This window comes from Acinetobacter sp. 1294596, from assembly GCF_000582925.1.
Lineage (GTDB): Bacteria > Pseudomonadota > Gammaproteobacteria > Pseudomonadales > Moraxellaceae > Acinetobacter > Acinetobacter radioresistens.
In genome coordinates this window covers 1-26,841 of sequence record NZ_JFCC01000026.1, presented here as the reverse complement: position 1 = coordinate 26,841, position 26,841 = coordinate 1, and the positions used below count along the sequence as shown (strand labels likewise).

Annotated in this window: 26 protein-coding genes; 16 read left to right on the top strand and 10 right to left on the bottom strand. The window is 40.5% G+C overall.

The features are described from left to right. Positions 1–139 precede the first annotated feature (139 nt). From J502_RS10145 to J502_RS10110, 8 genes are all read left to right on the top strand, one after another. Positions 140–1,075: an ABC transporter ATP-binding protein gene (locus J502_RS10145; RefSeq protein ID WP_005406571.1), complete on the top strand. Its 936-nt coding sequence runs from the start codon at positions 140–142 to the stop codon at positions 1,073–1,075. Continuing rightward, positions 1,072–1,845, top strand: coding sequence for an ABC transporter permease (locus J502_RS10140; RefSeq protein WP_005019450.1), 774 nt, complete (start codon positions 1,072–1,074; stop codon positions 1,843–1,845). The genes J502_RS10145 and J502_RS10140 overlap by 4 nt, the downstream gene beginning before the upstream one ends. Continuing rightward, positions 1,842–2,654, top strand: a complete 813-nt coding sequence (queF, locus tag J502_RS10135; protein WP_005406779.1) for an NADPH-dependent 7-cyano-7-deazaguanine reductase QueF — start codon at positions 1,842–1,844, stop codon at positions 2,652–2,654. Before J502_RS10140 ends, queF begins: the two co-directional genes overlap by 4 nt. Before the next feature lie 25 nt (positions 2,655–2,679). Continuing rightward, positions 2,680–3,330: a hypothetical protein gene (locus J502_RS10130; RefSeq protein WP_005406688.1), complete on the top strand. Its 651-nt coding sequence runs from the start codon at positions 2,680–2,682 to the stop codon at positions 3,328–3,330. 180 nt (positions 3,331–3,510) lie between these two features. Further along, on the top strand, positions 3,511–4,653 hold the full coding sequence (gene rodA / locus J502_RS10125) for a rod shape-determining protein RodA (RefSeq protein WP_005019443.1): 1,143 nt from the start codon (positions 3,511–3,513) through the stop codon (positions 4,651–4,653). Between the two features lie 17 nt (positions 4,654–4,670). Continuing rightward, a complete protein-coding gene (gene mltB, locus J502_RS10120) occupies positions 4,671–5,672 on the top strand; it encodes a lytic murein transglycosylase B (RefSeq protein ID WP_005406537.1) in 1,002 nt (333 codons plus the stop codon). Between the two features lie 286 nt (positions 5,673–5,958). Beyond that, positions 5,959–6,570: a septal ring lytic transglycosylase RlpA family protein gene (locus J502_RS10115; protein WP_005019438.1), complete on the top strand. Its 612-nt coding sequence runs from the start codon at positions 5,959–5,961 to the stop codon at positions 6,568–6,570. 271 nt (positions 6,571–6,841) lie between these two features. Then, positions 6,842–7,294, top strand: coding sequence for an Mpo1 family 2-hydroxy fatty acid dioxygenase (locus tag J502_RS10110; protein WP_005019436.1), 453 nt, complete (start codon positions 6,842–6,844; stop codon positions 7,292–7,294). Positions 7,295–7,452: 158 nt separating this feature from the next. On the opposite strand, the gene tsf is transcribed toward J502_RS10110, so the two are convergent. Together tsf and rpsB are read right to left on the bottom strand one after the other, a co-directional pair. After that, entirely contained in the window at positions 7,453–8,328 is an 876-nt protein-coding gene (gene tsf / locus J502_RS10105; protein WP_005406818.1) for a translation elongation factor Ts, read from the bottom strand. A 143-nt stretch (positions 8,329–8,471) separates the two neighbouring features. After that, complete coding sequence (gene rpsB / locus J502_RS10100) at positions 8,472–9,218, bottom strand: 30S ribosomal protein S2 (RefSeq protein WP_005019432.1); 747 nt, start codon at positions 9,216–9,218, stop codon at positions 8,472–8,474. A gap of 207 nt (positions 9,219–9,425) precedes the next feature. Here rpsB and map point away from each other — a divergent pair, with 207 nt between their 5' ends. From map to J502_RS17205, 4 genes are all read left to right on the top strand, one after another. Beyond that, positions 9,426–10,253 (top strand): type I methionyl aminopeptidase, encoded by an 828-nt coding sequence (gene map, locus J502_RS10095; RefSeq protein WP_005019430.1) that lies wholly within the window; start codon positions 9,426–9,428, stop codon positions 10,251–10,253. Between the two features lie 280 nt (positions 10,254–10,533). Next, a complete protein-coding gene (locus tag J502_RS10090; protein WP_005019428.1) occupies positions 10,534–11,631 on the top strand; it encodes an OmpW/AlkL family protein in 1,098 nt (365 codons plus the stop codon). 187 nt (positions 11,632–11,818) lie between these two features. Next, positions 11,819–13,033, top strand: coding sequence for an MFS transporter (locus tag J502_RS10085; protein WP_034683970.1), 1,215 nt, complete (start codon positions 11,819–11,821; stop codon positions 13,031–13,033). Further along, positions 13,026–13,160, top strand: a complete 135-nt coding sequence (locus tag J502_RS17205) for a hypothetical protein (protein ID WP_005019426.1) — start codon at positions 13,026–13,028, stop codon at positions 13,158–13,160. The genes J502_RS10085 and J502_RS17205 overlap by 8 nt, the downstream gene beginning before the upstream one ends. 152 nt (positions 13,161–13,312) lie before the next feature. Here J502_RS17205 and sthA read toward each other — a convergent pair whose 3' ends face one another. Further along, entirely contained in the window at positions 13,313–14,728 is a 1,416-nt protein-coding gene (gene sthA / locus J502_RS10075) for a Si-specific NAD(P)(+) transhydrogenase (protein WP_005019425.1), read from the bottom strand. A gap of 205 nt (positions 14,729–14,933) precedes the next feature. Here sthA and lipA point away from each other — a divergent pair, with 205 nt between their 5' ends. Then, entirely contained in the window at positions 14,934–15,947 is a 1,014-nt protein-coding gene (lipA, locus tag J502_RS10070) for a lipoyl synthase (protein WP_005019423.1), read from the top strand. Between the two features lie 66 nt (positions 15,948–16,013). Here the strand turns inward: lipA and J502_RS16970 are convergent, their stop codons facing one another. Continuing rightward, positions 16,014–16,178: a hypothetical protein gene (locus J502_RS16970; RefSeq protein WP_005019422.1), complete on the bottom strand. Its 165-nt coding sequence runs from the start codon at positions 16,176–16,178 to the stop codon at positions 16,014–16,016. 422 nt (positions 16,179–16,600) lie between these two features. Here J502_RS16970 and J502_RS10060 point away from each other — a divergent pair, with 422 nt between their 5' ends. Then, positions 16,601–19,093, top strand: a complete 2,493-nt coding sequence (locus J502_RS10060; RefSeq protein WP_034683967.1) for an acyl-CoA dehydrogenase — start codon at positions 16,601–16,603, stop codon at positions 19,091–19,093. A gap of 46 nt (positions 19,094–19,139) precedes the next feature. Here the strand turns inward: J502_RS10060 and J502_RS10055 are convergent, their stop codons facing one another. Further along, complete coding sequence (locus tag J502_RS10055; RefSeq protein ID WP_005019420.1) at positions 19,140–19,397, bottom strand: hypothetical protein; 258 nt, start codon at positions 19,395–19,397, stop codon at positions 19,140–19,142. Positions 19,398–19,698: 301 nt separating this feature from the next. On the opposite strand from J502_RS10055, the gene J502_RS10050 reads away from it, so the two are divergent. Beyond that, positions 19,699–20,910 carry a YeeE/YedE family protein gene (locus tag J502_RS10050; RefSeq protein ID WP_034672849.1) on the top strand — a complete coding sequence of 404 codons (1,212 nt, stop codon included), beginning with the start codon at positions 19,699–19,701 and terminating at the stop codon, positions 20,908–20,910. 33 nt (positions 20,911–20,943) lie between these two features. Here J502_RS10050 and J502_RS10045 read toward each other — a convergent pair whose 3' ends face one another. The 3 genes from J502_RS10045 to J502_RS10035 are packed head-to-tail and all read right to left on the bottom strand — an operon-like array spanning position 20,944 to position 23,595. Further along, positions 20,944–21,474 carry a hypothetical protein gene (locus J502_RS10045; protein WP_005019418.1) on the bottom strand — a complete coding sequence of 177 codons (531 nt, stop codon included), beginning with the start codon at positions 21,472–21,474 and terminating at the stop codon, positions 20,944–20,946. A 54-nt stretch (positions 21,475–21,528) separates the two neighbouring features. Continuing rightward, a complete protein-coding gene (locus J502_RS10040; protein WP_005019416.1) occupies positions 21,529–22,335 on the bottom strand; it encodes a TIGR03915 family putative DNA repair protein in 807 nt (268 codons plus the stop codon). Next, positions 22,336–23,595 carry a putative DNA modification/repair radical SAM protein gene (locus J502_RS10035; protein WP_005019414.1) on the bottom strand — a complete coding sequence of 420 codons (1,260 nt, stop codon included), beginning with the start codon at positions 23,593–23,595 and terminating at the stop codon, positions 22,336–22,338. Between the two features lie 313 nt (positions 23,596–23,908). Between J502_RS10035 and J502_RS10030 the strand changes: the two genes are divergently transcribed. Then, positions 23,909–24,970 carry an NAD(P)H-dependent flavin oxidoreductase gene (locus J502_RS10030; protein ID WP_005019413.1) on the top strand — a complete coding sequence of 354 codons (1,062 nt, stop codon included), beginning with the start codon at positions 23,909–23,911 and terminating at the stop codon, positions 24,968–24,970. A 56-nt stretch (positions 24,971–25,026) separates the two neighbouring features. Here J502_RS10030 and dusB read toward each other — a convergent pair whose 3' ends face one another. Together dusB and J502_RS10020 are read right to left on the bottom strand one after the other, a co-directional pair. Next, on the bottom strand, positions 25,027–26,028 hold the full coding sequence (gene dusB, locus J502_RS10025; RefSeq protein WP_034672851.1) for a tRNA dihydrouridine synthase DusB: 1,002 nt from the start codon (positions 26,026–26,028) through the stop codon (positions 25,027–25,029). 539 nt (positions 26,029–26,567) lie between these two features. After that, positions 26,568–26,750, bottom strand: a complete 183-nt coding sequence (locus J502_RS10020) for a hypothetical protein (protein WP_005019410.1) — start codon at positions 26,748–26,750, stop codon at positions 26,568–26,570. Between the last annotated feature and the right edge of the window lie 91 nt (positions 26,751–26,841).

The following is a 26,841-nucleotide window of genomic DNA, read 5'->3' as shown; positions in this document are numbered from 1 at the left end:
ACATAAATGCAGATAAACACCACTGATGCTTACGCTTTAAGCAAATTTTAATCTCTAGCTTGCCGATTACCATTAATGTACTTTGTTTATTGAAGCAGATCGCTCAGAATATCTTTTCTATTCACCATGCGAGAAATTCATGACTGATGCATTGACGCTAAGGGATTTGTCCAAAACCTATCGAAATGGTTTTCAAGCTCTCAAAGGAATTAATCTGACTGTACCGGAAGGAGAGTTCTATGCACTTTTAGGGCCCAATGGTGCAGGCAAGTCTACAACGATCAGTATCATCAGCTCACTGGCTAAAAAAACCTCCGGAACTGTAGAAATCTTTGGCTACAATTTAGACATCCATCCTTCTGAGGCCAAACAATGCCTAGGAGTCGTGCCACAAGAGTTCAACTTCGGTCATTTTGAAAAAACCTTTGATATTCTGGTCACTCAAGCTGGCTATTACGGTATTCCTAAAAAGCTGGCAGAACAACGGGCAGAACAATATCTGGAAAAGCTTGGCCTTTGGGACAAGCGTCATGTTCAGGCCCGTATGCTTTCTGGTGGTATGAAACGCCGTCTTATGATTGCACGAGCCATGATGCATGAACCAAAGTTACTTATTCTGGATGAGCCCACTGCTGGGGTCGATATCGAACTGCGCCGTTCAATGTGGGATTTCCTGACAGAAATGAATGCCAAGGGTACCTCAATTATTCTGACAACCCATTATCTGGAAGAAGCCGAGATGCTCTGTCGCCGGATCGCGATTATTGATCGTGGCGTAATTAAAGAAGATACCACTATGAAGGATTTTCTTAATCAATTAAATGAGGAATCCTTCATTTTTGATCTGGCTGAACCTATTGATCCTTTGCATCTGAATATTATTGGCGTTAATTTTAATCTGATTGATCCAATGACTTTAGAAGTAACAATGGATAAAGCCCATTCTTTAAATGATCTGTTTCAGCTCATGCAGGCACAGAATATTCAGGTACGCAGTATGCGCAACAAGTCGAATCGTCTCGAAGAGCTTTTCGTAAAAATGGTCGAAAAAAATCTGGATGGAGCGACAACATGAATCTAGGTCAATTACAAACTGCACTTGGAACTTTAGTTCGCAAAGAAATCCGTCGTTTCATGCGGATCTGGCCCCAGACCTTGCTTCCACCTGCGATCACCATGAGCCTTTATTTTGTAATCTTTGGCAATCTGGTCGGTTCACGTATTGGAGAGATGGGCGGCGTAAGCTATATGCAGTTTATTGTCCCCGGCCTGATTATGATGGCGGTAATTACTAATAGTTATGCTAATGTATCCAGTAGTTTTTTTAGTGCCAAGTTCCAAAAAAGTATTGAAGAACTCATTATGAGCCCAATGCCTCTGCATTTGATTTTATGGGGTTATGTGATTGGCGGAGTATGTCGCGGTGTACTGGTTGGTATTATAGTGACAGCGATGAGTCTGTTTTTTACTGATCTGCATATCACTAACTGGTTTGTGACCATATTTACCGTGATTGTTACCTCCCTGCTCTTCTCTCTGGGCGGTTTTATCAATGCTGTTTATGCTAAATCTTTCGATGATATTTCAATTATCCCAACATTTGTATTAACACCACTTACCTACTTAGGGGGAGTGTTCTACGCGATCAGTTCATTAAGCCCATTTTGGCAGAACCTCTCTCTGATCAATCCGATCGTATATATGGTGAATGCTTTCCGTTTCGGAATTTTAGGCCATAGTGATGTAAACGTTTCAGTTTCTCTTGTGGTAGTTACATTATTCTGCGCAGTGTTTTATGGCATTGCATACTATTTATTGTCTCGTGGTTCAGGAATGCGTGAATGAGTGTAGAGCAGTCTTTATTGGGTAAAGACACCAGTTATCCAAACCAGTATCAACCTGATATTCTTTTTCCTATTGCACGCGCGCAGTCTCGCGCTGACTATGCCCATATAGAAGGTATTCAGCAAGGTAAAGACTGGTGGCATATCTTTGAAATTTCATGGTTAAACAGCCACGGTATACCACAAGTCGCTATTGGACGTATGAGCTTACCCGCTTCTTCGCCTCATCTTATTGAATCCAAATCTTTAAAACTCTACTTTAACAGTCTGAATTTTCATCGGTTTGGAAATCGGGCTATTTTTATAGAGACTGTAGAAAAAGACTTATCTCAGGCTGCAGGTGCAGCAGTGAAACTAGAGCTTTTTCAGGTAGATGCTCTTGAAATCAGTCAACCGCAGGGTATATGTATTGATGATTTGACACCCCAGCAGTTGAAGAATCATCCGGATGCAGGTTTGCTGCAATATGCAGATGACCCTGAAGAAGGAGAAATCCAGCTATATTCGCATCTGTTACGCAGTAACTGTCCAGTGACTGGTCAGCCAGATTGGGGAACGGTTTTTATTCGTTATCAAGGTAAAAAACCTTGTTATCGTAGTGTGTTAGCTTATATTATTTCTTACCGTCAACATAATGGCTTTCATGAACAATGTGTGGAGCAAATGTTTGCAGATATATGGCAACATTTACAGCCGGAAAAGTTGATGGTGTATGCAACTTATACACGACGTGGTGGGCTGGATATTAATCCATGTCGTGTATCAGATTTAACCTGGATGCCAAACCCGATCCGATTGGCGCGACAATAAAACGAAAAATACCGAGGTTTTAATCATGCCATTTTTTGGTTTTACCCCGTCTGAGTCTTTACTGAACAATCTTCAGACATCAGTTGAAAAAAAGAATTCAAAGGAGCCGCTTTATCCTCTTCGGGATAAAATCGCTTTACAAATCAATGATGAAATTATTGATGCTATTTTAACTGAACTGGTACGCCGTTTCCCTGCCAGTGACAAGCGTGATACAGCAGAGAAACTTGCAGGCTATATTAAGTCAACTGTGGCTGTCTTATTGAAACAACTATTAAATAAAGCACCAAATGAAGTAGTTCAGCAGTCAATTGAATTCTCTGAACGTAGCATGTTTAAAGGTCCGGATAACCAATATAGAGTAGGTGAACCACTGGACGCCAGTCTGATCACTAACCTTAAGCATAATTTTGCTGAAATTAAGGCGGGCAATAAAGTAGACCGTGCAGTGCTGGCCGAGCTTTATAAACAGTTCGGTGACGCAACCATCCGTCATTTTATGAGCGATTTCAACAAAACACTTGATCTGGGCATGATTAAACGTAAAGCTGCCGATATCGGAGCGGCAGCGGTCACTAAAGCAGTGCATATCGCTATCGACAAGCTTATCCCAAATCTGACTAAAGATGAGTTAATGGTACTTGCAGAATATCACGATACTTTATTCTTCCATTAATATTTAACTTACTCATCAGCTTATATTAAGACTGATCAGATAGTCTTGAGATTAAAATATCAGAATCGGAAACCTGGCTAATGCCAGGTTTTTTTATTGCAAAGTTTGCATAGCGATTGTCTTGTGCAAGCTTTGTGTTAGCATGCGGCATGCATTAATTTAGCCTGTTTTCAAACCTACATGTCTCCAAGCTCTCAATATAAATTCCTGCGTCAAGCTCCTCGTGATGGGCTGAGTACAGCCATGCAACCGTCTCGCTGGCAGCGGCTGCATATTGATCCGTGGTTATGCCTTTTTCTATTTCTTAATGCCTTATTAGGCTTAACTGTACTATATAGTGCTTCTGCACAAGATGTTGGTCTAGTTAGCAAGCAGGCCATGAGCTTCGGTATTGGCTTTATCGTCATGTTTACACTTGCCCAGATTCCGCCCAAGGTTTATCAGGCATTTTCGCCATATTTTTATATCTTTGGTGTACTAGCGCTGTTATCAGTCATGATATTTGGCGAAGTGCGCATGGGTGCACAGCGTTGGATTGATATTCCTGGTTTTGGCAGTGTACAGCCCAGCGAGTTTATGAAGATTGGTATGCCAATGATGATTGCCTGGTTTTTATCACGCCATCCTCTTCCTCCAAGCTTTAAAAACGTCATTATTTCTCTGGTTCTTATTATTGTTCCATTTTTACTCATTGCAGAGCAGCCAGATTTAGGGACATCATTACTGATTCTTGCCAGCGGTCTCTTTGTCCTGTTTTTAAGTGGCCTCTCCTGGAAGCTCATTGGAGCTGCTATAGGCCTCATGTGCATGATTATTCCCCTAGCATGGCAGTTTCTTCTGCATGACTATCAGCGGCAACGTGTACTCACCTTGCTGAATCCGGAAGCAGACGCTTTAGGAACAGGCTGGAATATTATCCAATCTAAAACAGCAATTGGTTCAGGTGGATTTTTTGGTAAGGGCTTTTTACAAGGTACCCAGTCCCATTTACATTTTTTACCTGAAGGCCATACTGATTTTATTATTGCAGCTTATTCTGAAGAGTTTGGTTTAATTGGAGTTCTCATCCTTATTACTCTTTATTTTGCGATTATTTTCAGGGTATTACAGATCGGCCTCAACTGTTTTCATAATTATGGACGTCTTGTAGCCGGAACACTGGGTTTGTCATTTTTTGTTTATGTGTTTGTTAATGCCGGCATGGTCAGTGGTATTTTACCTGTAGTTGGCGTACCTCTACCTTTTATGAGTTATGGTGGTACCGCCATCATTACTTTAATGGCCACTTTTGGTTTGGTCATGTCTATTCATACGCATCGATAGTTGAGATTTAAGAGCCAATGATTAGTTTAAATATTTATAAAAAATTCAAGCAATTTAGTATAGGTTTGAGTGCTGCCGGTATTGTCGCTTTCTCTCAGGCAAATGATTTTATTACTCACCCTAATTATGAAGCATTTAAAACTAAAACTATGCAAAATTATGGTCTGACTGCACAGCAGGTAGATTGGGCCATGCAGGGCAGTAAAAATTTACCAAACATTGTTAACATCATGAATCGTCCTGGGGAAAGTAAACCTTGGTATGAATATAAAACTAATTTCATGTCAGCAGGTACGATTAACCGCGGAGTTACTTTTAAAAACCAGTATGCAGATGCTTTAAACCGGGCTGAACAGCAGTTTGGAGTCTCTAAGGCGGTGATTTTAGGTATTTTAGGAGTAGAGACTGGCTATGGTGCCAATAAAGGTTCCTTCGTCACGCGTGATGCACTAGCTACATTGGCCTTCGGTTATCCACGCCGCGCTGAATATTTTAGCGATGAATTAGGCGCTTTAATTGCCTGGACCTATAAAGAAGGCTATCCAACCAGTAGTATTATTGGTTCATATGCAGGCGCAATTGGTTATCCGCAATTCATGCCGAGTAATATTACTAAACTGGGCATAGATTACGATGGCAACGGTCATATTGATCTCAGAAACTCAGCAGTAGACGCTATCGGTTCTATTGCTAACTACTTAGCTCATCATGGTTGGCAACGCGACCAGCCTATCGGTTTTGCTGCACGATACACCGGTTCAAATCCAGACAGTGTTATTGCAACTGATCTTACCCAGCCTGTACCTTATGGAGTTTTGAAAAATAAAGGAATTAGCCCACTTAATCCTTTGGTAAAAATTGATGATCTGGATATGGTTAATATCATTCAACTTCAAGATTCATATGGTCCGGTTTACTATATTACCTACCCGAATTTTCAGGTTATTACTACCTACAATAAGAGCCGTATGTATGCCACTGCTGTATGGCAATTAGGGATAGAAGTAGCCGATCGTTAAACCAAATATTTACCCAGTATTTTAAAAGTCAACAATTATTTATAGATAAAAGGCCATTAATTATACTTTTTAAATTAAATGTTACAATATTGATTATTTTTTAATCTATATTTGTGAGATTTTGTCCTTTTTGTAAATATTTCTCGTTAAAGACTAGACACTTTTGGTGACACATGAATATTATCCCCCATCGTCAAATGCAGTAACACAAACGAACATTTGGATACATGTGCTGGTTTACTGGAGTTTTATCAGCAAAGCAGCACTGATCTTTAGGAGTTTATGAATGCCCACTTCGCTAAAATATATACTTGCGTTAACTATCGGTCTGACCGTAACGCAGTCTCAAGCAGAAATGGTACAGGCTTCGTCATTGAGCAATGATAATGACAATTTAAACCTTGCAGCCCGTGTTTTAAACCGTGATGCACAAGGCTTTAACTCTCACTTTTCAAACCTTAACAGTCTTTCAATCACTGAGCGTACCGGTGATAAAATTCGCCGCCAGACTATTGCAGCGAAAATTGAAATCCCTGAAGAAGAACCTTCAGTGATTGAAAAATTGAATACCGTAGCGTCTAACACTGTTCGTAAGTTCAGCCAGACCGGCGTAGCATCTTGGTATGGACGTCAATTCCATGGCCGCAAGACTGCAAGCGGTGAAACATTTGATATGAATGCCATGACAGCAGCTCATCGCAGCCTGCCACTAAACTGTTATATTCGCGTGACCAACCGCTCTAATGGTAAAAGTGTAATTGTTAAAGTTAATGATCGTGGACCTTTCCATGGTAACCGTGTACTTGACTTGTCGTATGGCGCTGCCAAAAGTATTGGTGTAACTAATGCCGGTACGGCGAAAGTAAGTATTGAACGTGTAGATGGTCCTAACTCTTAAATCTGTCTTACTGCATAAGAAGATTAAAAGCCACAATTAGTGGCTTTTGTTTTTATAGTTTCTTCTAAACTTTACTAACTTCCATTTCTCTGCTTAAAACTCCTTCCAATTTTTAAAATACCTGGTTAGCAATTTTTATGGGTCTGTATCAAAAATAGCTTTATTTATCTTTAAATACTCCCCTGTCAGAAAACTTTGACGCATTCTGTCTTTTTGATTTATATTCTGTTTATATTTTAAGACTAATAAAAATCATCACAAGGAGTGGATAATGAAGACAGTGGAAGAATGGTTTGAAGAATATTCTGAAAGCCATCAAAATAAAACCAATAAAGCGATTCACTGGATTTGTGTTCCAACTATCCTATTTTCAATTATCGGGATCATCGCACATTTCAGCACCCTGCTTGCGACTCTGCTCGTAGTTTTAACTATAATTTTCTATGCCCGTCTTGACTTGGTGCTAGCTGTAGCAATGGCAGCGTTAATTTTGGTTATGGGTTGGCTTATTTATATCTTGCCAGCAGGTATAGGCTTTTATATTGGAGTTTTTGTTCTGGCATGGATTGGCCAGTTTTATGGACATAAAGTTGAGGGTAAAAAGCCTTCTTTTTTAAAAGACCTCCAGTTTCTCCTGATTGGCCCCGTATGGTGCATGGATGCTTATTTAGGTAAATTCCTACCTAAGTGGAAAACACGGCATAGAACGCTTACTAGCGCTTAATAAGCCCTATCATCGTTTAAATTATTCGAAAACTGCATTACAATTGGTTATTCCTCTACTTTAGCAAGCTAAACATAAAGCCACTCAAGAATATTGAGTTTTATAAATACAAAAAAGCCCTCAAACTGAGGGCTTTTTTACGACCTGCTGATTCAATATTATTGAGCAGCAGCCTGAGCAGCAGCAACTTCTTCAGCGAAGCTCATTTCTGCTTTTTTCTCGATACCTTCACCCACTTCGAAACGTACGAATTGAGCTACAGTTGTACCAGTCGCCTTAAGTACTTCAGCAACTTTCTTGTCGTTGTCAATTACGTACATTTGACGCTCAAGTACAACTTCATTCAGATATTTATCTACTGAACCAGATACCATTTTTTCAACGATATTGGCTGGTTTACCAGATTCAATTGCTTTTGCTTCAGCGATTTCTTTTTCTTTCGCTACAAGCTCAGCAGGAACCTGTTCAGCAGTTACAGCAACTGGATTGAATGCAGCAACGTGCATTGCAATACCTTTACCTGTATCAGCATCACCAGTGTAAGCTACAACAACACCAATTTTCAGACCGTGTTTATAAACTGCAAGGTTTTCACCTTCAACAATCGCAGCACGACGAACCTGAATGTTTTCACCAATTTTCTGAACAAGTGCAATGCGTGCTTCTTCAACAGTAGCACCATCTTCAAGCTTGAGTTCAGCAATTTTAGCAGCATCAGTTTCATTTGCAGCTAGCGCAGCAGCAGCAACTTTTGCAGAAAAGCCAGCAAAGTTTTCATCTTTAGCAACAAAGTCAGTCTGACAGTTTACTTCTACAAGAATTGCCTTGTTGCCTTCCTGAACAATTGTAATCGCGCCATCAGCTGCAATATTACCCGCTTTTTTAGCTGCTTTTGCTTGACCAGATTTACGAAGGTTATCAATCGCAAGTTCGATATCACCATCAGCTTCTGTTAAAGCTTTTTTACATTCCATCATTGCAAGGCCAGTACGGTCGCGCAATTCTTTAACCATGCTTGCGGTAACAGCAGTCATGTTAATCTCCTAAATTCGGTGGTAGAAAACAAATTCTTTTAGAACAGAAACGGCCCAGAGGATTCTCATGGGCCGCCTGCATACTTAACGCTTACTTTGCCACCATCACATGTCGCAAAAATGACAAGCTAGCGTCAAACGCATTAAGCCTCAGAAGCTGGAGCTTCTTCTGCTTTAGCTTGTGCATTTGCTTGTGATTGAGCGTATTCTTTACCAGCAATAATCGCGTCAGCCATAGCAGAAGCATAAAGAGTTACTGCGCGGATCGCGTCATCATTACCCGGAATAACGTAGTCTACGTTGTCTGGATTAGAGTTTGTATCTACGATACCGATTACAGGAATACCCAGGTTCTTAGCTTCTTTAATAGCAATTGCTTCGTGATCAACATCGATTACGAATAATGCGTCAGGTAAGCCACCCATGTTTTTCACGCCGCCCAAAGAACGCTCAAGTTTTTCCATCTCACGTGCACGCTCAAGAGCTTCACGTTTAGTCAGCTTAGCAAAAGTACCGTCTTGAGACTGAGTTTGAAGATCTTTCAAACGGTTGATTGATTGACGAAGAGTTTTCCAGTTCGTCAACATACCACCTAACCAGCGATGATCTACATATGGTTGACCAGCGCGTTGAGCTTGTTCACGGATGATGTTAGAAGCAGCACGTTTAGTACCAACGAACAAAACTTTATTCTTTTTGCTTGCTAACTGGTTAGCAAAGTTCAAAGCATCATTTAGCGCAGGAACAGTATGCTCAAGGTTAATGATATGAATTTTGTTACGCGCGCCAAAGATATATTGACGCATTTTTGGGTTCCAGAAACGAGTTTGGTGACCAAAGTGCGCGCCAGCTGTAAGAAGGTCGCGCATGCTTACGTTGTAATCTGCCATTTTCTTTACCTTAAAGTTTGGGTTAGGCCTCCATATGTCCGCATTCTCCACCCCGCAGGGCACCCAGAGCAATGTGACGACATATGTGCGGATTTTTCCGTTTTTAAGCGGTTTTCATGTATCTAGAGATCACAAAAAACCATTTGATAAAACGGGCGGCTATTTATACCATAGACACTTACAAATTACCAAAAGTTTTTAGTGATCATGAACAGTACTTATTCAGCTCCTGCCCGTTTAATCAAAACCCCTGAAGAGATTGAAAAAATGCGTATTGCGGGGCGTTTGGCGGCAGAAGTACTTGATATGATTAAGCCCTATATTAAACCTGGAGTCAGCACACTAGAACTAGACACGATTTGTCATGATTATATAGTGAATGTGCAACAGGCCATTCCTGCCTGTTTAGGTTATGGGGCTGCGCCAGGGCGCGCAGCGTTTCAACATACAATCTGTACTTCAGTAAACCACGTAGTATGTCATGGGATTCCCTCAGAAGCTAAAATTCTCAAGAAGGGTGATATCCTCAATATCGATGTAACTGTTATTAAAGATGGTTATCATGGCGATACCAACATGATGTATATCGTAGGTGGCGAAACCTCTATTCTTGCAAATCGCTTGTGTAAAGTTGCTCAGGAAGCAATGTATCGTGGGATGGAAACAGTTAAGGCAGGGTCATATGTGGGTGATATTGGCTATGCAATTCAAAAATATGTAGAGTCCGAGCGCTTTAGTGTAGTACGGGAATATTGCGGTCATGGTATCGGCACAGTATTTCATGATGAGCCACAAATCCTGCATTATGGCCAGAAGAGTACTGGCATGCGTTTGGAAGCCGGTATGACTTTTACCATTGAACCCATGGTAAATGCCGGAGTATGGCAGACTAAACTACTAGGAGATAAATGGACAGTGGTTACTAAAGATCATAAACTTTCTGCTCAATATGAACATACAATTTTAGTAACTGAAACAGGCATTGAAGTTTTAACAGCACGCCCGGAAGAAGATCTTTCTCGCTTTCAACGTTAATTAAACTTTATTAAAAAGGCTACTTCTAGGTAGCCTTTTATTTTAACTTAATATTCCATAGTTTTTAAATATGAATAAAAATTGAATTTAGTGTTAATAAATATTACATAATTTTTAATTATTTCACTTTTCTATTAAATTTTAACTTAAAAACCACAATTCCCTACAAAAGCATGCATTAACCAAGCATTTAAAATACAGAGTAATTACTCTAATTTTCTGATACTGCACCTACCAACAAAAAAAATTAATGTCTTAAAGACATGGAGCTTGTCTAGATATGAAATATACTGCCCTAGCACTCACAACGAGTGTTCTGTTTGGTTTACCACAATTGTCTTTTGCTGAAAACAACTGGTTTGGTATGAAAGCAGATGGCTTTAAACGCTTCTCTGTTTCCGTCGGTGCTTTACATGTTATGCCTCAAGGTAAAGCACAACCCTTTAAAGTCAATACATCTGTAGCTGAAGGGGAAAGACGTGCTGTTGGTGATATTTCAATAGATTCTGTAACAAGAAATCTTGACCCAGCAATGGAACCAAATCTCACTACTGCATTTATTAAAATCTTGGATAGGCTAAACGTAGATAATTTGTCATCATCTTTGAGTGGAAGCGCAGAAATTTATGGACTTTCAGAATGGAATAATGCCAATACCGGTTTAGAAGCAGATGATGTTACTACTTTGGGAATTATGTCTAATTATTTCTTTACAGATAATGTTTCTTTAGAAATTAAAGCTGGCATACCACCCAAAGTTGACTTACAAGGGAAGGGAAAAATTTACGCGCCATTCTCAGCATTAGCAACTCCAAGCCTTGATTTGATTAAAGAAATTCCTGGTGGTATTGATTTTCCTGGTATTCAACTCAAAAATAATATTGAGATTACGGACTTAGGAGCTTATGGACCAGCTGCATCGGCACGGGCATGGACTCCAGCTTTTGAATTTCAGTATCATTTTGGCAAAACAGGTGTAAATAAGTTCCGTCCTTATGTAGGTGTAGGTCTTATGTATGCTTACTTTAATGAACTAGAAATTAATCCACGTACTGAACAGGACTTAATTGCTGCCGGACACATGATCGCAAATATTAAACAAGATAAAGCTGGAGCTGCATTAGATGGCACCCCTAGTAGTGCTAACCCAGAAGTAGAGGTAGAAGCCAGTGATGCTTTTGCCCCTGTCGCAACATTAGGCTTTACTTATGACTTTAATGATAAGTGGTTTGCAGTAGGTTCAGTTTCATATGCTCACTTAAAAAATGATACAACCATCACGGTGAGAGATGCTCAACTGGGTGAACTGATTAAATCTAAAGCCGATATTGAGGTAAATCCGATCTTGGCATATGCAGGTGTAGGCTACCGTTTCTAAATTAATTTATATCGATAAAAGCAGGAATTTTTCCTGCTTTTTATTTTGAGCGCCTGACTATTTCCTATAAAAATTTTATTTTTAAAATATTTATAACTTTAATTTATTCATACCAATTTTTTATTTTACTCTTTCTCTTGTCCGAATCGAATATTATAGTCTCGTGCGATCATTCCATGGACGTTATATGTTAACCACACAATTCTCCAAACCGCTTATATATATGCTCATTGCCAGTGCTTTCATTCTGGCTTTATCACTAGGGATGCGGCATTCATTTGGTTTATATCTTGTACCAATGAGCCATGAGTTTGGATGGGGACATCATGTTTTTAGTCTAGCGATTGCCATGCAAAACTTGATCTGGGGAGCAGTTCAACCTTTTACAGGTGCCCTTGCAGATAAATATGGAAGTAAAATTGTTGTGGCCCTTGGAGGTGCATTATACACCGCTGGCCTAGTTCTTATGGCTTTCAGCTCAACAGGCTTACTTCTTAATTTAAGTGTAGGCTTGATTTTAGGTTTTGCCTTGTCAGCTACTTCGTTTTCTGTACTCCTTTCAGCCGTTGGTCGGGCCGCTCCTCCAGAAAAACGCAGTATGGCCATGGGAATTGCCAGTGCGGCGGGGTCATTTGGCCAATTCATTATGTTGCCTGCTACTTTGCTGCTGCTTAAAAGTATAGGCTGGTCTGCTGCACTTATGGTCTGTGCTGTTCTAGTGGCTTTCATTATTCCGCTGGCATGGATGCTTAAGGCTCCCCATTACCAGTCACCCAAAGTAATCAGTGAGGCTTTAAAGCCCGCTCTTACTTTTAAGCAGGTCTTACACATTGTTAGAAAACATCGACCCTTCTGGTGGCTGGCTCTTGGTTTTCTGGTCTGTGGTTTTCAGGTAGTCTTTCTGGGCGTACATCTGCCAGGTTATTTGATCGATCATGGCTTTGACGCCACGACCGGCACTATCTTTTTAGCCTTAGTTGGATTATTTAATATTATTGGAACCTACGGTGCCGGCTGGTTAGGTGATCGTTATTCTAAACCTAAGCTTTTAATGCTGCTATACGGTATTCGCGGTATTGCCATTATTGCATTTCTGGCTCTTCCCTTAACCACGATTAGTGTCTATATTTTTGGTATGGTAATGGGAATCTTGTGGTTATCTACAGTCCCACTGACTAATGGTATTGTTGCAAACATGTTCGGAGTAAAATACTTGAGCATGCTAAGTGGTATCGTGTTTTTCACCCATCAGATTGGTTCTTTTTTCGGTGGTTGGCTGGGTGGCGTCAATCATGATATTGCAGGCAATTACAATGCAGTATGGCTAACCGCAATTGTCTTAAGTGTGCTCGGAGTATTTGTACATTTTTTTGTTAATGAAGAGGCCGTAGTTCATGACTAAATCGTTTGACAGCCTGAATATTATGATTGCTATTAGTATTGTACTTCTATTTGTTCTGGCTTTTTATTTGTGGAGCAATACACCACAGCTTTTTGAATATTTTAATCAGGCTTTCTGTGCACATTGACTCACAGCAAGCATTTACTTAAAAGTTTTCAAGATTGAATGTTATTAAATCATCATAAACCTTTCATAGAACTGTCATTTAAAGATGGCCTAATCTATGAAAAAATCTATAAAAACGCCCATCAGTTGATGGGCGTTTTTATATACAACATTTTAGAATAAACGGTTAAGACCATTTAATGCAGCTACACGATAAGCTTCCGCCATAGTCGGGTAGTTAAACGTTGTTTCTATAAAATACTTTAAAGTGTTGTTTGGACTTTGCATGACTGCCTGACCAATGTGAATAATTTCAGAAGCATTATTACCGAAACAGTGGACTCCCAAAAGTTCCAGAGTGTCACGATGAAATAGAAGTTTTAGTTCACCGACAGTGTCACCAGTAATCTGTGCACGTGCCAGATGACGAAAAGAAGCCTGCCCTACTTCATAAGGAATTTTCTCTTCGGTGAGTTCCTGCTCGGTTTTGCCGAAGAAAGAAATTTCTGGAATGGTATAAATACCGGTTGGAATATCTTTTACCGGTTTTACATTGAGCTCGCCACTCATATTGGCACCAGCACAACGCCCTTGGTCGTATGCTGCTGAAGCCAGTGATGGCCAGCCTACCACATCGCCCGCAGCATAAATATTTTCAACTTCAGTCTGGTACTGATCATTGACCGCAAGCTGTCCGCGGCTATTTGGTGTAAGGCCAACATTTTCCAGACCAAGTCCATCTGTGTTACCGGAACGGCCATTACACCATAAAATAGCATCTGCCTTGATTTTCTTGCCACTCTGCAGGTGCAATACCACGTGATCATCATAAGTTTCCAGATAATCAATCTGTTCATTATGACGGATCAGTACGCCTTGTTCACGCAAATGGTAAGATAATGCATCGGCAATTTCATCATCCAGATAACTGAGCAGTTTATGCTGTGTATTGATCAGGTCAACTTTATGATCCAGTCCAATAAAAATAGAGGCATATTCACAACCAATTACACCAGCACCATAAATAATGATTTTTTGAATAGCAAAATCAAGATCCAGAATTTTATCTGAATCAAATACACGTGGATGATTAAAATCGAGTCCAGCCGGATGATACGGGCGGCTACCTGTTGCGATCACCAGTTGTTTGAATACCAGCGTTTCCTTAATACCATCATCGCTGAAGATTAAAACGGTATTTTTGTCCTGTATATAGGCACGCCCATGATAAATATCAATTTTATTACGGTCATAAAAGCGTGAATGGGTATCGACCTGTTGCTGAATCACTTTATGTGCATTGCGTAGCACTTGTTTCATGGTGAACTGTTTCCAGTCTCCCACTTTTTTAAACATCGGATCACGCTGATAACGGATAATACTCGATACAGTTTGACGTAAAGCTTTGCTTGGAATAGTACCGACATGCGTACAGTTACCACCGAGCTGCTCACGCATATCAACAATAGCTACACGCTTACCTGCTTTCGCCAGCTTCATTGCCGCGCCTTCACCCGCAGGTCCAGAACCGAGAACTACCGCATCATATTTAACGAAATTCCCACTAACGACCTCTTTCTTACGTGGCATTCAAAGCTCCTTACATGAAAACGTTATCTCTTATCTTGCCTATATTATGACGTAATCCTGATGAATTTGCTGTATTTCCCCCACCTATATTATGTGATGGCTACATTTTTTAAATGAATAGCGTTTTTTTCCTATTTAAAGTTAAGTCCGTTATAATAAGAAGCCTGTCAATCTGATCTCTCCTCAAACAGTGGAAAAGTTGAATATGTCTGAAAACCGTAAACCAGAACAGGGTATTAAACTTCGTGGCGCAGAAAAGGTCGCTAGAATACCTGTAAAAGTTGTACCTACGGTTGAAGTGCCTCGTAAACCGGACTGGATCCGGGTGAAGATGACTGCACCAGAAGAAGTTCAACGTATCAAAACAACTTTACGTTCACAAAAACTGCATACTGTATGTGAAGAGGCTGCCTGCCCGAACCTGCCAGAATGCTTTGGTGGCGGTACAGCAACCTTTATGATTATGGGTGACATCTGTACCCGACGCTGTCCATTTTGTGATGTTGCTCACGGCCGTCCAAATGCATTAGATGCAGATGAGCCACGCCATATGGCAGAAACAATTGCAAATTTGGGTCTAAAATATGCAGTTATCACTTCAGTTGACCGTGATGACTTACTTGACGGCGGCGCACAGCATTTTGTTGACTGTATTAAAGAAGCACGTCAGCTTAGTCCAAATACGTTACTTGAAATTCTGGTTCCAGATTTTCGTGGCCGTCTGGATATTGCACTACGTATTATGACTGAATGCCCGCCGGATGTGTTTAACCATAATATTGAAACTGTGCCACGTTTATATAAGGCAATGCGCCCGGGTTCAGATTATCAGCACTCTTTAAACCTGTTAAAAATGTTTAAAGAATACTGCCCTGATATTCCAACTAAATGTGGGCTAATGGTGGGTATTGGTGAAAAAGAAGAGGAAGTAATTGCTCTTCTAGATGACCTTCGTGCGCATGATGTAGATTATGTCACTATTGGTCAGTATCTACAGCCTTCCAAACAGCATGCACCGATTGACCGATTCGTCACGCCAGAAGAATTTGAGCGTTATGCTGAACATGGCCGTAAGCTTGGCTTTAGAAATATCTGGTCAGCACCTATGGTACGTTCAAGCTATTTTGCAGATCGTCAGTATTATGGTGAACCGGTTCCTGAAGTGCGTCGTAAAACAGATCCAGCAAAAAAAATTGCAGTTCAAACGATTGAAGCCTAATTGTTTTAAGCTCTAAAAAGGCCCTCTAGTGAGGGCCTTTTTACTAATTTTATAATCTGTTGGCTGTTAATCCGATTTCTTTTTGCCACCACCGTCCTGTTTATTTACAGTAGCCCAAGCAATCCGTTCTGCCTCATCCTCTGAATGCCCGCGCTCTTTTTCACTTTCTTCAATATGCTGAGCCTGCCGTTTCTGTTTTTCTGTATAAGCTGACTTATCTCCACGTGACATAATAGTTCTCCTATTTTTTGATCTATATTTATTTCTATAATATGTTCAAAAATTATTCATTACATAAAGTGTCAGTCTCTGTATGGCTCTAACATATTTTATGTAACCTCATTTCAAATATATCTTCAGGTTTTATAGGTACCAAACCATCAAATAAATACATTTCTATCAATTATATAGTCTTTTATTTAGAAGTATTTTTATACTTTTGGTGACAAAAATTTAACTATTTATGGTTGAGTTTATATGGCTTTAAAAGGATTAATACAGCAGGTTAAATATTTTAATCTAATTAAAAATAATTGCACTGACTCACTGAAAAAACCTCAAGTGATATAAACAGAAAAATGATGACTTCGTAACTGTTGATTCCTGCTGGTCGTTTTTACACATCAGATGTAATGATTTAGAGGAGTGATTTTATGTTATTTATTCTGAGTATTTTGCTACAGCTGTTTACCATATGGGCCATATTTTTTTATGGGTTATCCAGAGTTACGGGTGCCATAACGATGATCGGAGCTGTCATTATTACAGCTTTGATCAGTCCTTGGTCTTTAATTTTGGGGATACCGCTAATTCTACTTAGCCTAGTGTTACTTGTTGATTCATTACGTATGAACCTCATCACACGTCCGGCTTTTGACCGGTTAAGTAATGCAATGCCGAGTATTAGCACAACCGAACGCGAAGCATTAGAGGCCGGTACCAGCTGGTGGGAAAAAGAACTGTTTATGGGCGCGCCAGACTGGGATCAGTTTGACCGTTATCCTTATCCGCATCTATCTGAAGAAGAACAATCTTTCCTTGACCATGAAGTCGAACAACTTTGTGACATGCTAGATGAATGGCAAATTCATCATCATGATAAAGACCTGCCAGAACACGTTTGGCAGTTTATTAAAGAGAAAGGCTTTTTAGGTCTAATTATACCTAAAATTTATGGTGGTCTGGAATTTACGGCTTTTGCACAAAGCCGGATTATGAGCAAAATTGCTTCACGCTCCATGACGGCGGCAGTAAGCTGTATGGTACCTAACTCACTTGGGCCAGGTGAACTGTTAATGCACTACGGCACTGAAGAGCAGAAGGAACGTTATTTACCAGGGTTAGCTAATGGTACTGAAATTCCATGTTTTGGTCTGACCAGCCCGGAAGCAGGTTCTGATGCCGGTGCTATCCCTGATACCGGTGTAGTTTGCTATGGCGAGTATGACGGTGAGCAGGTACTCGGCTTAAAAATGAATTTTTCCAAACGCTGGATTACTCTAGCACCCATTGCAACTGTGGTCGGTCTGGCTTTTAAGCTGTTTGATCCAGACGGATTGCTTGGTGATAAAAACAAAAATGAATATGGAATTACCTGTGCCCTGATTCCAGCCAGCCATCCCGGTATAGAAATTGGACCGCGCCATTATCCGGGCTCACCTTTTATGAATGGTACAGTCGATGGTAAGGATGTATTCATCCCAATTGACTGGATTATCGGCGGACCCAAAAATGCAGGTAAAGGCTGGCGCATGCTGATGGAATGCTTGGGAGTTGGCCGTGGTATTTCTCTGCCTGCCCTCTCTACCGCAGCAGGCGAAATGTGTTACCTGACTGTCGGTGCTTTTGCCCGTATTCGTCAGCAGTTTAAACTTTCAGTCGGGAAGTTTGAAGGTGTACAGGAAGCGACGAGTGATATTGCCAGTGATGCCTATATGCTGGAAGCTTTCCGTTATATGGTCACCTGTGGTTTGAACCAGGGTGGCACGCCAGCTGTCATGACGGCAATGGCAAAACATTATGCAACAGAAACCATGCGTAAAGTAGTCAATCATGGCATGGACGTAGTCGGTGGTCGTGCAATTCAACTTGGACCCCGCAACTTTTTGGCTCTACAGTATCAGGCAGTTCCTGTATCCATTACTGTAGAGGGGGCAAATATTCTAACCCGCTCCCTAATGATTTTTGGACAGGGCTCAATGCGTTGCCATCCTTATCTGTTTGAAGAATTACAGCTGTTGCAATCTCCAGATAAGACTGGTGCCTTAAACAAGTTTAATGAAATGCTTTATCATCACTTAGGCTATACCTTAAACCGGGGTGCACGGGCATTGGCCTACGCATTTACAGGGGGTTCTTCACGTGCAGCTTTTACAGCCGATGATTTTACTCTACCGTACTATAAGCTGGTTAACCGTTTTAGTGCCTGCTTTGCCTTAACTGCCGATATGTCTTTGGGTTTACTTGCTGGTGATATCAAACGCAAAGAAATGCTGTCTGGCCGTCTGGCTGATATCCACTCCTATCTATTCATTGCGACTTCTATTTTAAAATATTATGAACGTGGCAATAGGACTGAAGCTGAACAGGATCATGCACAACTGGCTCTGGAAAAAGCGTTTTATCAGATACAAGAGGCTTTTGATGGACTATTTGCCAATTTCCCAGTGCCTGCAGCAGCCGGGCTGGTTAAAATGGTCTGCTTTCCCTTTGGTCGTCCTGTAGCCAAACCAAATGATAAGCTCAAACAACAGGTGGCTCAGTGGATTATGATGGAAAATCCCTTCCGCGAACAACTAAAAGCTCATGTTTACTATAATATCCGAGAAGATGATGTAAATGGCCGACTGGAATCTACCTTTAAAATGCTGCTACAGATTGAACCGCTTTGGGACAGATTTAAAAAAGCTGAATCCAAGGGACAGTTTGTCGGTTTAACTTTTGAAGAGCATGTAGAAGATGCGGTCAGCAAGGGCTTTATTACTGATGAAGAAGCTGAACAGCTTATCCGTTATAATGCCAAGCGTTTTGACAGTATGCTTACAGATAACTTTGATATGCAGTTAAAAGAAGCCTTTGCATTAACCAATCCACATCTGCCTGAACATCTTGAAGTCAAGCATGAAGGTGGCATGACATCGGTCTAAAAATCTTTGTTTTAAAAGGCAGGCTCTTCAGGAGCCTGTTTTAGTTTTAATGCCAATGGATATTGAAATAATAATAGCTCTCTTCGAGTCCAAACCTGACCTGATAACCTATTTCATGCAGCTCTGCTGAGAGGGCATGTATGTCTTCAAGTGCAATGTATTTAGGTAAAATCATGAATATAACAGTATTCCCCTGTCTGGCTGCCTGTTCAATCAGATCATTAAGCTTGTCTCGTACTACCGTTATAGTCAGACCCGCTTCTAAAGTCCATAGTTTTGCGTGCTCGGCTGGAATAATATCCATTTTCTTTTCCTTCATTATTTAATACATCTATAGTGCATTTTTTTATCTTTAATATATTTTATCTTTTCTGACATTGATCTGATACTTAAACTTTGTGTATTGTTTATTTATTTCATCAGGTTTGCATACAGAGAGAAATAATTAAAATTTCTGTTTTTAGTTCAGACTTTTGTATCAGTTTAACTACTATAACTTATCACTTATTCTCAGTTATATATTATATATTTTATAGATTTACATAATAATTAAGGCATCAAAATAAGTTAAAATAGACTCATTCTCTTCGTATTATTTTTCTCCCATGAATCTTGTTGCTGAAAAATCCAATCGTTCTCAAGTTACGGTCTGGGTCGCTTTGCTGCTGCTGTTAATTGGCGCAATGAGTGCATACCAGATTGTTGGCTTGAATCAAGCCCTGCTGCTTCTCATTGGTGGAGCATTAGGGATGACACTCTACCATGCATCCTTTGGCTTCACTTCCAGCTGGCGCGTTTTTATCAAGGAGCGTCGAGGTCGTGGTTTGCGTGCGCAAATGATCATGCTGGCACTGGCTGTATTACTGTTTTTTCCTGCTTTAGGAGCTGGCCAGCTGTTTGGTCAGCCGGTAACCGGTTTTGTGTCTCCACTTTCCACTTCGGTTGTGATTGGTGCTTTTATTTTCGGCATAGGCATGCAACTAGGTGGTGGTTGCGCATCTGGAACGCTTTATACGGTCGGTGGCGGTAGTGCCCGCATGGTGGTTACCCTGATATTTTTCTGTCTGGGTTCCCTGTTGGCAACCTTGCATCTGGACTGGTGGTTTAACCTGCCGCACTTGGCGCCTGTCTCTGTTGTTAAAAGTTTGGGGGTAATACCTGCTTTACTTTTAAACTTTGCTCTCTTTGCAGTCATCGCGCTGGCAACTGTTTATTTTGAGAAAAAGCGCCATGGTGCATTAGAAATCGGCTCTACCTCATCCGAGCTTGGCTGGAAACGCTTTTTACGTGGTCCCTGGCCACTGGTTTGGGGCGGGATTTTATTGACCTTACTGAACTTTGCCACATTGGCCTTGGCTGGCAGGCCTTGGGGAGTAACCTCGGCTTTAGCTGTATGGGCTGCCAAAATAGCTAGTCTGGGTGGTATAGATGTCGCCTCATGGGCATATTGGCAACAACCTGCCAATGCTAAAGCCCTTACTGAACCACTCTGGTTTGATGTAACTTCCATGATGAACTTCGGTATCATGCTGGGTGCATTGCTGGCTGCGAGTCTGGCCGGTAAGTTTGCTCCTAACTTCAACATACCGCGTCGTTCACTGCTGGCTGCAGTTCTGGGCGGTATCTTACTGGGCTATGGTGCCCGCTTGGCATATGGCTGCAACATTGGTGCTTATTTCAGTGGGATTGCTTCAGGTAGTTTACATGGATGGTTATGGCTGGGCTTTGCCTTCTTAGGTAATACTATTGGTGTAAAACTACGTCCTGTCTTCTTTCCAGACGAAGCACCCCAACCAGAAAAATTGACCAGCTGCTAAATAAAAAACCCATCGATATGATGGGTTTTTTATTTACGGCTCGAGAGCACCTTTTAGGTTACAGCCATAATTCATGGTCTCTTGCACTTGTCGATAGCTGGTATAACGATTAATAATAAACTGATAGAAATTTTCGGGTTGAGCAAAAATTTCTTTCAGATTTTCATGAGCAGGTAGATGTTCAAGTTTAAGATGTTCAACCAGATTGAGATTCTGGTGTCCAATTTGAAACATCTTCACGAAATAGCTGTTCATCATGTTGCAGTAACCATTTTTTGCATTCTTCAACGCAAACCGGCTCACCAGATGCTCGTTTAATGTATGCAAATTATGAACATCCAGCTCAGCCTTGGGATCAGAAAACGCATCAGAATATTGAGATTTGAAAGTTAAGAATTGCTGCTGCAGTTCCTGGTTAAGATGATCTATTTGGGTTTGCAGTTCTACTGCACTATTTACCCGATAATCAGCTGGCGTACTATGGAAATCATCAGGCCGTTTTTCTGCGCATGCTCCCAGCAAAACAAGAGATAAAGAAATTAAAACAACATGGAAGAATTTCATCATTAACTCTAAGCTTAATACTGTGCGTTACTTTATTCGATTATGCAATTTTTCTCATCTCTTTTGCAAAAATGAGTCTTCGAACAATATTTTCTCATTCATATAACGCCAATAACGTTTAGGAACATACTGTATATGCAGTTTTATATTACGTCGAGCTTCAATATTAATAGCACAAAAATAGTCTTTCCAGAGCTGGTCATAAAGCAATTCATCATCATCCAGTTCCACTGTAAATTTCTGACTAAACCCAGTATGTGATGTCTGGTCCACTTGTTCTACCTGCATATGCACCTGATGGACCTGTTTTAAATCATAATAAATTCCATAATTCCTTTTCTCATCATAAATCAGCCAAGACTGGTCCTGATAACGGTCCTTAAAATGCCGTTCAATTAGAGGCAATACATTAAAGTCTGGCCGTACCAGCGCAATGAAAAGACCATTCTTGGCTTTTTTGAAGCGGACAAAAGCTTCCATGCGGTGCTTCTCACGCCCTACCTGCTTGGTCCATTGGGAAAGACCCAATACCGCAGCATGACCATAGTTGTAGTCTACGGGTAAAGCAGACTGAAATACATATATACAAAATTCAAAGAGCTGCTGAAATGCCTGTTCCTGTTCAGATAAAAAAGTGTAATAAAAATTTTTCAGGCTCGTATGTTCAACTTTAATTTTTAAAGCATTCCATACACGTTGTGCATGTTCATCATTTGCACTTACATGAATCACCTCATCAAACAGTCCCGACTGGAAGCGCCCTTGTATACTAATTTTTACTGCAAACTCTTTAAATTGAAAAGCCCGGAAAACACAGCTTAGCAGTCCGGTCATACTGCCATCAAAAACATACTGGGCCACTTAAAAGCCTAGTCCTAATTGTGGAGAGAGCTGTGCATTATATTTGGACTGGCCGGCCAGCAGAATCTGCTGCCTGATCTGGCTCGGCAACATTTCTTTGATAAATTTGGGTGTATCTGCACAGCGAATAAAGTGCTGGGCCCGATTATAAGCAATCCCCATGCGTTTAAGCTGATCAATATGAATACTGCCAAAGCGCCGTGCCTGAATGACCTTTCTTGCAGAACGTACGCCAATACCCGGCACGCGCAAGATCATTCTATATTCAGCCGTATTAATATCTACCGGAAACTGTTCCGGATGACGTAGTGCCCAAGCCAATTTTGGGTCTACATCCAGTTCAAGGTTCGGATGTTCGTCATCAACCAGTTCATGAGCATCGAACTCATAAAAGCGCATGAGCCAGTCAGTCTGGTATAACCGGTTTTCACGTAATAATGGTGGTGCTGATCCAATGGCAGGTAAAGCCTGATCTTCAGAGTTAATTGGAATATAACCAGAATAATAGACACGCTTCAGTTTAAACTCTTTATAATGGCGGTCTGCCATTAAAATCACGTCCTGATCAGTTTCATGATGCGCCCCGACAACCATTTGTGTGGTTTGACCTGCCGGAACAAATTTGGGTACTGTTTTAATAATTTTACGCTCATCCTTAAACTGGATAAGCCGGTCACGGACAATTCCCAGATCTTTCTGCACCTCACTGTGACTTTTCTCAGGTGCAAACTTTTGTAGTCCATCTGCTGTTGGCATTTCCAGATTAATACTCATCCGGTCAGCATATAGTCCAGCTTCTGTAATCAGTTCAGGTGAAGCTCCTGGAATAGTCTTTAAGTGTATATATCCATTAAAATTTTCTTCTAACCGAAGCTTTTTAACCACCTGCAACATGCGTTCCATAGTATGGTCAGCCGATTTAAAAATCCCTGAACTTAGAAACAGGCCTTCAATATAGTTACGACGATAAAAATTAATAGTAAGATCTACGACTTCCTGCACAGTAAAGGCAGCACGTTTCACATCATTTGAACGCCTTGAAACACAGTAAGCACAGTCGTAAATACAGATATTTGAAAATAAGACTTTAAGCAGAGAGACACAACGACCGTCTTCAGTATAGCTATGACAGATCCCGGAACCGGTATTTCCGAGTCCTTTATCCTTATTTTTTCGATTACTGCCACTTGATGAGCAGGATACATCATATTTGGCGGCATCAGCCAAAATTTGCAGTTTCTCGCGAATACGTTCAGACATAGACCTGATCATCCATGTAGAGAGATAATCATTAATTATACTAGTCTGTTGCGTCTGCAAAGCCTGCATTTATTTCTTTGCGACAAGGCATGTCGTTAAATCAATTTAACTTAGGCTATTTCAGTTTGAATATAATCGATCTGGTAATGATAGAGAAACTCAAGTTTATGGCTTGCTCTGCCTTCATATAAAAAAGGCATCAGGAAATCAGCCATGCCTGAAATTACGCTATTTATTAACAAAATATTGGATATTGGTTGCATCTCTCGAGCGTTTGACGTAAATCTTAAAATAAAATTTAGGTAATAAGAATATGAATCTGATCGAAAGACTTGGCTTGAAACACTCTATTTTCTTGGCGCCTATGGCAGGGGTAAGTACACCCGAGCTGGCGGCTGAAGTCTCTAATGCCGGAGCTTTGGGCTCATTAGGCCTAGGAGCCAATACAGTTGCACAGGCACGTGAACAGATTTTAAAAACACAACAGCTAACCCGACAGCCCTTTCAGCTTAATTTTTTTTGTCATCGCTCTAAAATACTGGATCAGGATACTGCACAAGAATGGATTGAATATCTAGAACCGCACTTTAGAAAATTTGATGCCTCTGCACCTAACGAGTTAAAAAATATCTATCCAAGCTTTAAGGACTCAGATGATTATCTCAATCTTGTTTTAGAGACTTGCCCAGCAGCCGTCAGTTTTCATTTTGGTATTCCACACCCACATCAAATTGAAGCACTTAAAAAAGCAAAGATTTTAACCATGGTTTCTGCAACCAATCTGGCGGAAGCAAAAGCAATTGCAGAAGCAGGGATTGATGTCATTATTGCTCAAGGGGTAGAGGCCGGTGGACATCGTGGCTGTTTTAACCCGCATCGTGACAGCGCCATTAAAACGACTGACTTGGTACGCTTAATTTTACAATATCTTGATTTACCAGTCGTAGCAGCGGGCGGAATCATGAACGGCCGCCAGGCACAGCAATGTCTTGCACTTGGTGCTCAAGCTGTACAGTTAGGAACTGCCTTCGTGCAATGTCCAAGCTCAAATGCCAATGCAGCCTATCGCGAAGCTTTATTTAACCGGCCTCTTACTCAAATTACCTCAACTATTTCAGGACGCCCGGCACGCGGCCTGATTAATGCATGGCATACCGAAGTTGATCTGGTTCAGCGGCCAAGTCTCCCCGCCTATCCATATGTTTATGATATTGCAAAACAGCTACATCAAATTGCATCCAAACAGGGCCACTATGAGTATGGGGCATTCTGGGCCGGCAGTAATGCTGCCCAGATTCGACAGCTAAATGCTGTTGACCTGATTAACCTGCTAAATCTTGAAATTAATCAGGCCACTCATTCAAATTCAGATTAACAGTTTTTAACCGGACGCTAGAGCAAGACAATATTCATGCCTAGCTTCTTTTTGGCTTAAGGATCAAGCAGGTTAACAGTTTCCTGCTGTACATCACTCATTAAACGTCCTTGGGCCAATAACTGGTTAAAATAAGCTTCTACTACTTTTGCCTGCTCTAACGTACTTTCTACTTGATACATTTTCTGACGAAACTCATTGCTGGCATATAAACCCTTGGTATACCAAGCTATATGTTTACGGGCGATACGGCAGCCAGAATACTCACCATAAAATTCATAGAGCTCATTTAAATGCCCAAGCAATACATGTTTTACCTCTTCAATATCAGGGGCTTTTAGGTATTCTCCAGTATTTAAATAATGGGCAATTTCCCGAAATATCCATGGACGCCCCTGTGCTGCACGCCCAATCATGATCGCATCGGCGCCTGTATGTTCCAATACAAATTTGGCTTTTTCAGGACTATCGATATCGCCATTAGCAATTACTGGGATATGAATAATTTTTTTAACTTCACGAATCAAATCATAACGTGCATGATTTAAATACATGTCTTCACGAGTCCGACCGTGTAAAGCCAGTGCCGCAATACCAGCCTCTTCTGCCCGCTTCGCCACACGCAGAATATTTTCTTGACCATTTAAATACCCCAAACGAGTTTTAAGGGTAACTGGCACATCAACTGCGGCAACTACGGTATCTAAAATACGCGCAACCAGTTCTTCATCCTGTAATAAAGCAGAGCCTGCAAGTTTATTACAAACTTTTTTTGCCGGACATCCCATATTAATATCAATAATCTGAGCACCATTAGCAATCTGATAACGTGCTGCTTCAGCCAGTTGTTCTGGATCAGATCCTGCTATCTGGGCAGAAATTGGAGCTAATTCACCATCAAAATTAGCCCGATATAAACTCTTTTTACTCATCCTCAGTGTCTTATCAGCTGTCATCATTTCGCTAACAGCATGGCCTGCACCAAAGTATTTACATAAGGTTCTAAATGGTCGATCTGTCCCCCCTGCCATTGGCGCGACCCAAATTTTTTGTTCGATTGGCCGATCAAATAGCTCTCTGATTACGGTATTTTGACTCAAATTTCCAACCTCACTTTCAACTTATTTACTAAGCTATTCATCTTTAGATCTACTTTAAAACCTGATAACACTTAATTAATGGCCTGCTTAGCTCCCCCAACTTATACCTTGAACAAGCTAGGCTTAATAAAATTACAGTACAGGAGAGAAAAAGTAGTCAGAGATATTTTAAGCTAAAGCCCAAATTAGAACAGATCAAATAGCGGACCAACTAGTTTAATTATTTACAGAAAGAATATCCATTTTTTAATTTGTTGAGTTTTTAAAATTCAACTATCGCATTTATCTTGAAGAATATCGGTATATAATCAAAAGCTTAACTAATATCTTTTATAAAAGTCTACCTGAGCTAGAATATAGGTTAACTTAACTTGAGTTTCAGATAAATTAAATAAATTCAGTACATTAGAAATGATAAACCCTGCTCAATCACCTGTATTGGCAGGGCTACAGCTATAAATTGATCTATCTTAAAACGTCCCCTTCAGGATAGTCTTTTAGTTTCTTAGATCAGTTAATTCAAAATCTTTAATGATCATCATCTCAATACTTTCTATCAGGGCTTTTTCCCATTTACTCTCATTCCAAAATAGTAAGTTTCCATTCTCTTCTTTATAAAATACTTGTTCTTCATAATTTAGATGATGAATGACTTGGGTTCCATTTGGTATATTTTTCATATAGTTATCCTCATCTATTATTTATATTTAGCTTAGCATAAGTGGCTGTTTTGCTTTAACTTAAATAATAAAAATATGTATCAAAATACAA

What these genes read in the sequence shown, in the direction of transcription:
- J502_RS10145 (WP_005406571.1), top strand. Translation starts at nt 140, where the DNA reads ATGACTGATGCATTGACGCTAAGGGATTTGTCCAAAACCTATCGAAAT.
- J502_RS10140 (WP_005019450.1), top strand. Translation starts at nt 1,072, where the DNA reads ATGAATCTAGGTCAATTACAAACTGCACTTGGAACTTTAGTTCGCAAA.
- queF (WP_005406779.1), top strand. Translation starts at nt 1,842, where the DNA reads ATGAGTGTAGAGCAGTCTTTATTGGGTAAAGACACCAGTTATCCAAAC.
- J502_RS10130 (WP_005406688.1), top strand. Translation starts at nt 2,680, where the DNA reads ATGCCATTTTTTGGTTTTACCCCGTCTGAGTCTTTACTGAACAATCTT.
- rodA (WP_005019443.1), top strand. Translation starts at nt 3,511, where the DNA reads ATGTCTCCAAGCTCTCAATATAAATTCCTGCGTCAAGCTCCTCGTGAT.
- mltB (WP_005406537.1), top strand. Translation starts at nt 4,671, where the DNA reads ATGATTAGTTTAAATATTTATAAAAAATTCAAGCAATTTAGTATAGGT.
- J502_RS10115 (WP_005019438.1), top strand. Translation starts at nt 5,959, where the DNA reads ATGCCCACTTCGCTAAAATATATACTTGCGTTAACTATCGGTCTGACC.
- J502_RS10110 (WP_005019436.1), top strand. Translation starts at nt 6,842, where the DNA reads ATGAAGACAGTGGAAGAATGGTTTGAAGAATATTCTGAAAGCCATCAA.
- tsf (WP_005406818.1), bottom strand. Translation starts at nt 8,328, where the DNA reads ATGACTGCTGTTACCGCAAGCATGGTTAAAGAATTGCGCGACCGTACT.
- rpsB (WP_005019432.1), bottom strand. Translation starts at nt 9,218, where the DNA reads ATGGCAGATTACAACGTAAGCATGCGCGACCTTCTTACAGCTGGCGCG.
- map (WP_005019430.1), top strand. Translation starts at nt 9,426, where the DNA reads ATGAACAGTACTTATTCAGCTCCTGCCCGTTTAATCAAAACCCCTGAA.
- J502_RS10090 (WP_005019428.1), top strand. Translation starts at nt 10,534, where the DNA reads ATGAAATATACTGCCCTAGCACTCACAACGAGTGTTCTGTTTGGTTTA.
- J502_RS10085 (WP_034683970.1), top strand. Translation starts at nt 11,819, where the DNA reads ATGTTAACCACACAATTCTCCAAACCGCTTATATATATGCTCATTGCC.
- J502_RS17205 (WP_005019426.1), top strand. Translation starts at nt 13,026, where the DNA reads ATGACTAAATCGTTTGACAGCCTGAATATTATGATTGCTATTAGTATT.
- sthA (WP_005019425.1), bottom strand. Translation starts at nt 14,728, where the DNA reads ATGCCACGTAAGAAAGAGGTCGTTAGTGGGAATTTCGTTAAATATGAT.
- lipA (WP_005019423.1), top strand. Translation starts at nt 14,934, where the DNA reads ATGTCTGAAAACCGTAAACCAGAACAGGGTATTAAACTTCGTGGCGCA.
- J502_RS16970 (WP_005019422.1), bottom strand. Translation starts at nt 16,178, where the DNA reads ATGTCACGTGGAGATAAGTCAGCTTATACAGAAAAACAGAAACGGCAG.
- J502_RS10060 (WP_034683967.1), top strand. Translation starts at nt 16,601, where the DNA reads ATGTTATTTATTCTGAGTATTTTGCTACAGCTGTTTACCATATGGGCC.
- J502_RS10055 (WP_005019420.1), bottom strand. Translation starts at nt 19,397, where the DNA reads ATGGATATTATTCCAGCCGAGCACGCAAAACTATGGACTTTAGAAGCG.
- J502_RS10050 (WP_034672849.1), top strand. Translation starts at nt 19,699, where the DNA reads ATGAATCTTGTTGCTGAAAAATCCAATCGTTCTCAAGTTACGGTCTGG.
- J502_RS10045 (WP_005019418.1), bottom strand. Translation starts at nt 21,474, where the DNA reads ATGAAATTCTTCCATGTTGTTTTAATTTCTTTATCTCTTGTTTTGCTG.
- J502_RS10035 (WP_005019414.1), bottom strand. Translation starts at nt 23,595, where the DNA reads ATGTCTGAACGTATTCGCGAGAAACTGCAAATTTTGGCTGATGCCGCC.
- J502_RS10030 (WP_005019413.1), top strand. Translation starts at nt 23,909, where the DNA reads ATGAATCTGATCGAAAGACTTGGCTTGAAACACTCTATTTTCTTGGCG.
- J502_RS10020 (WP_005019410.1), bottom strand. Translation starts at nt 26,750, where the DNA reads ATGAAAAATATACCAAATGGAACCCAAGTCATTCATCATCTAAATTAT.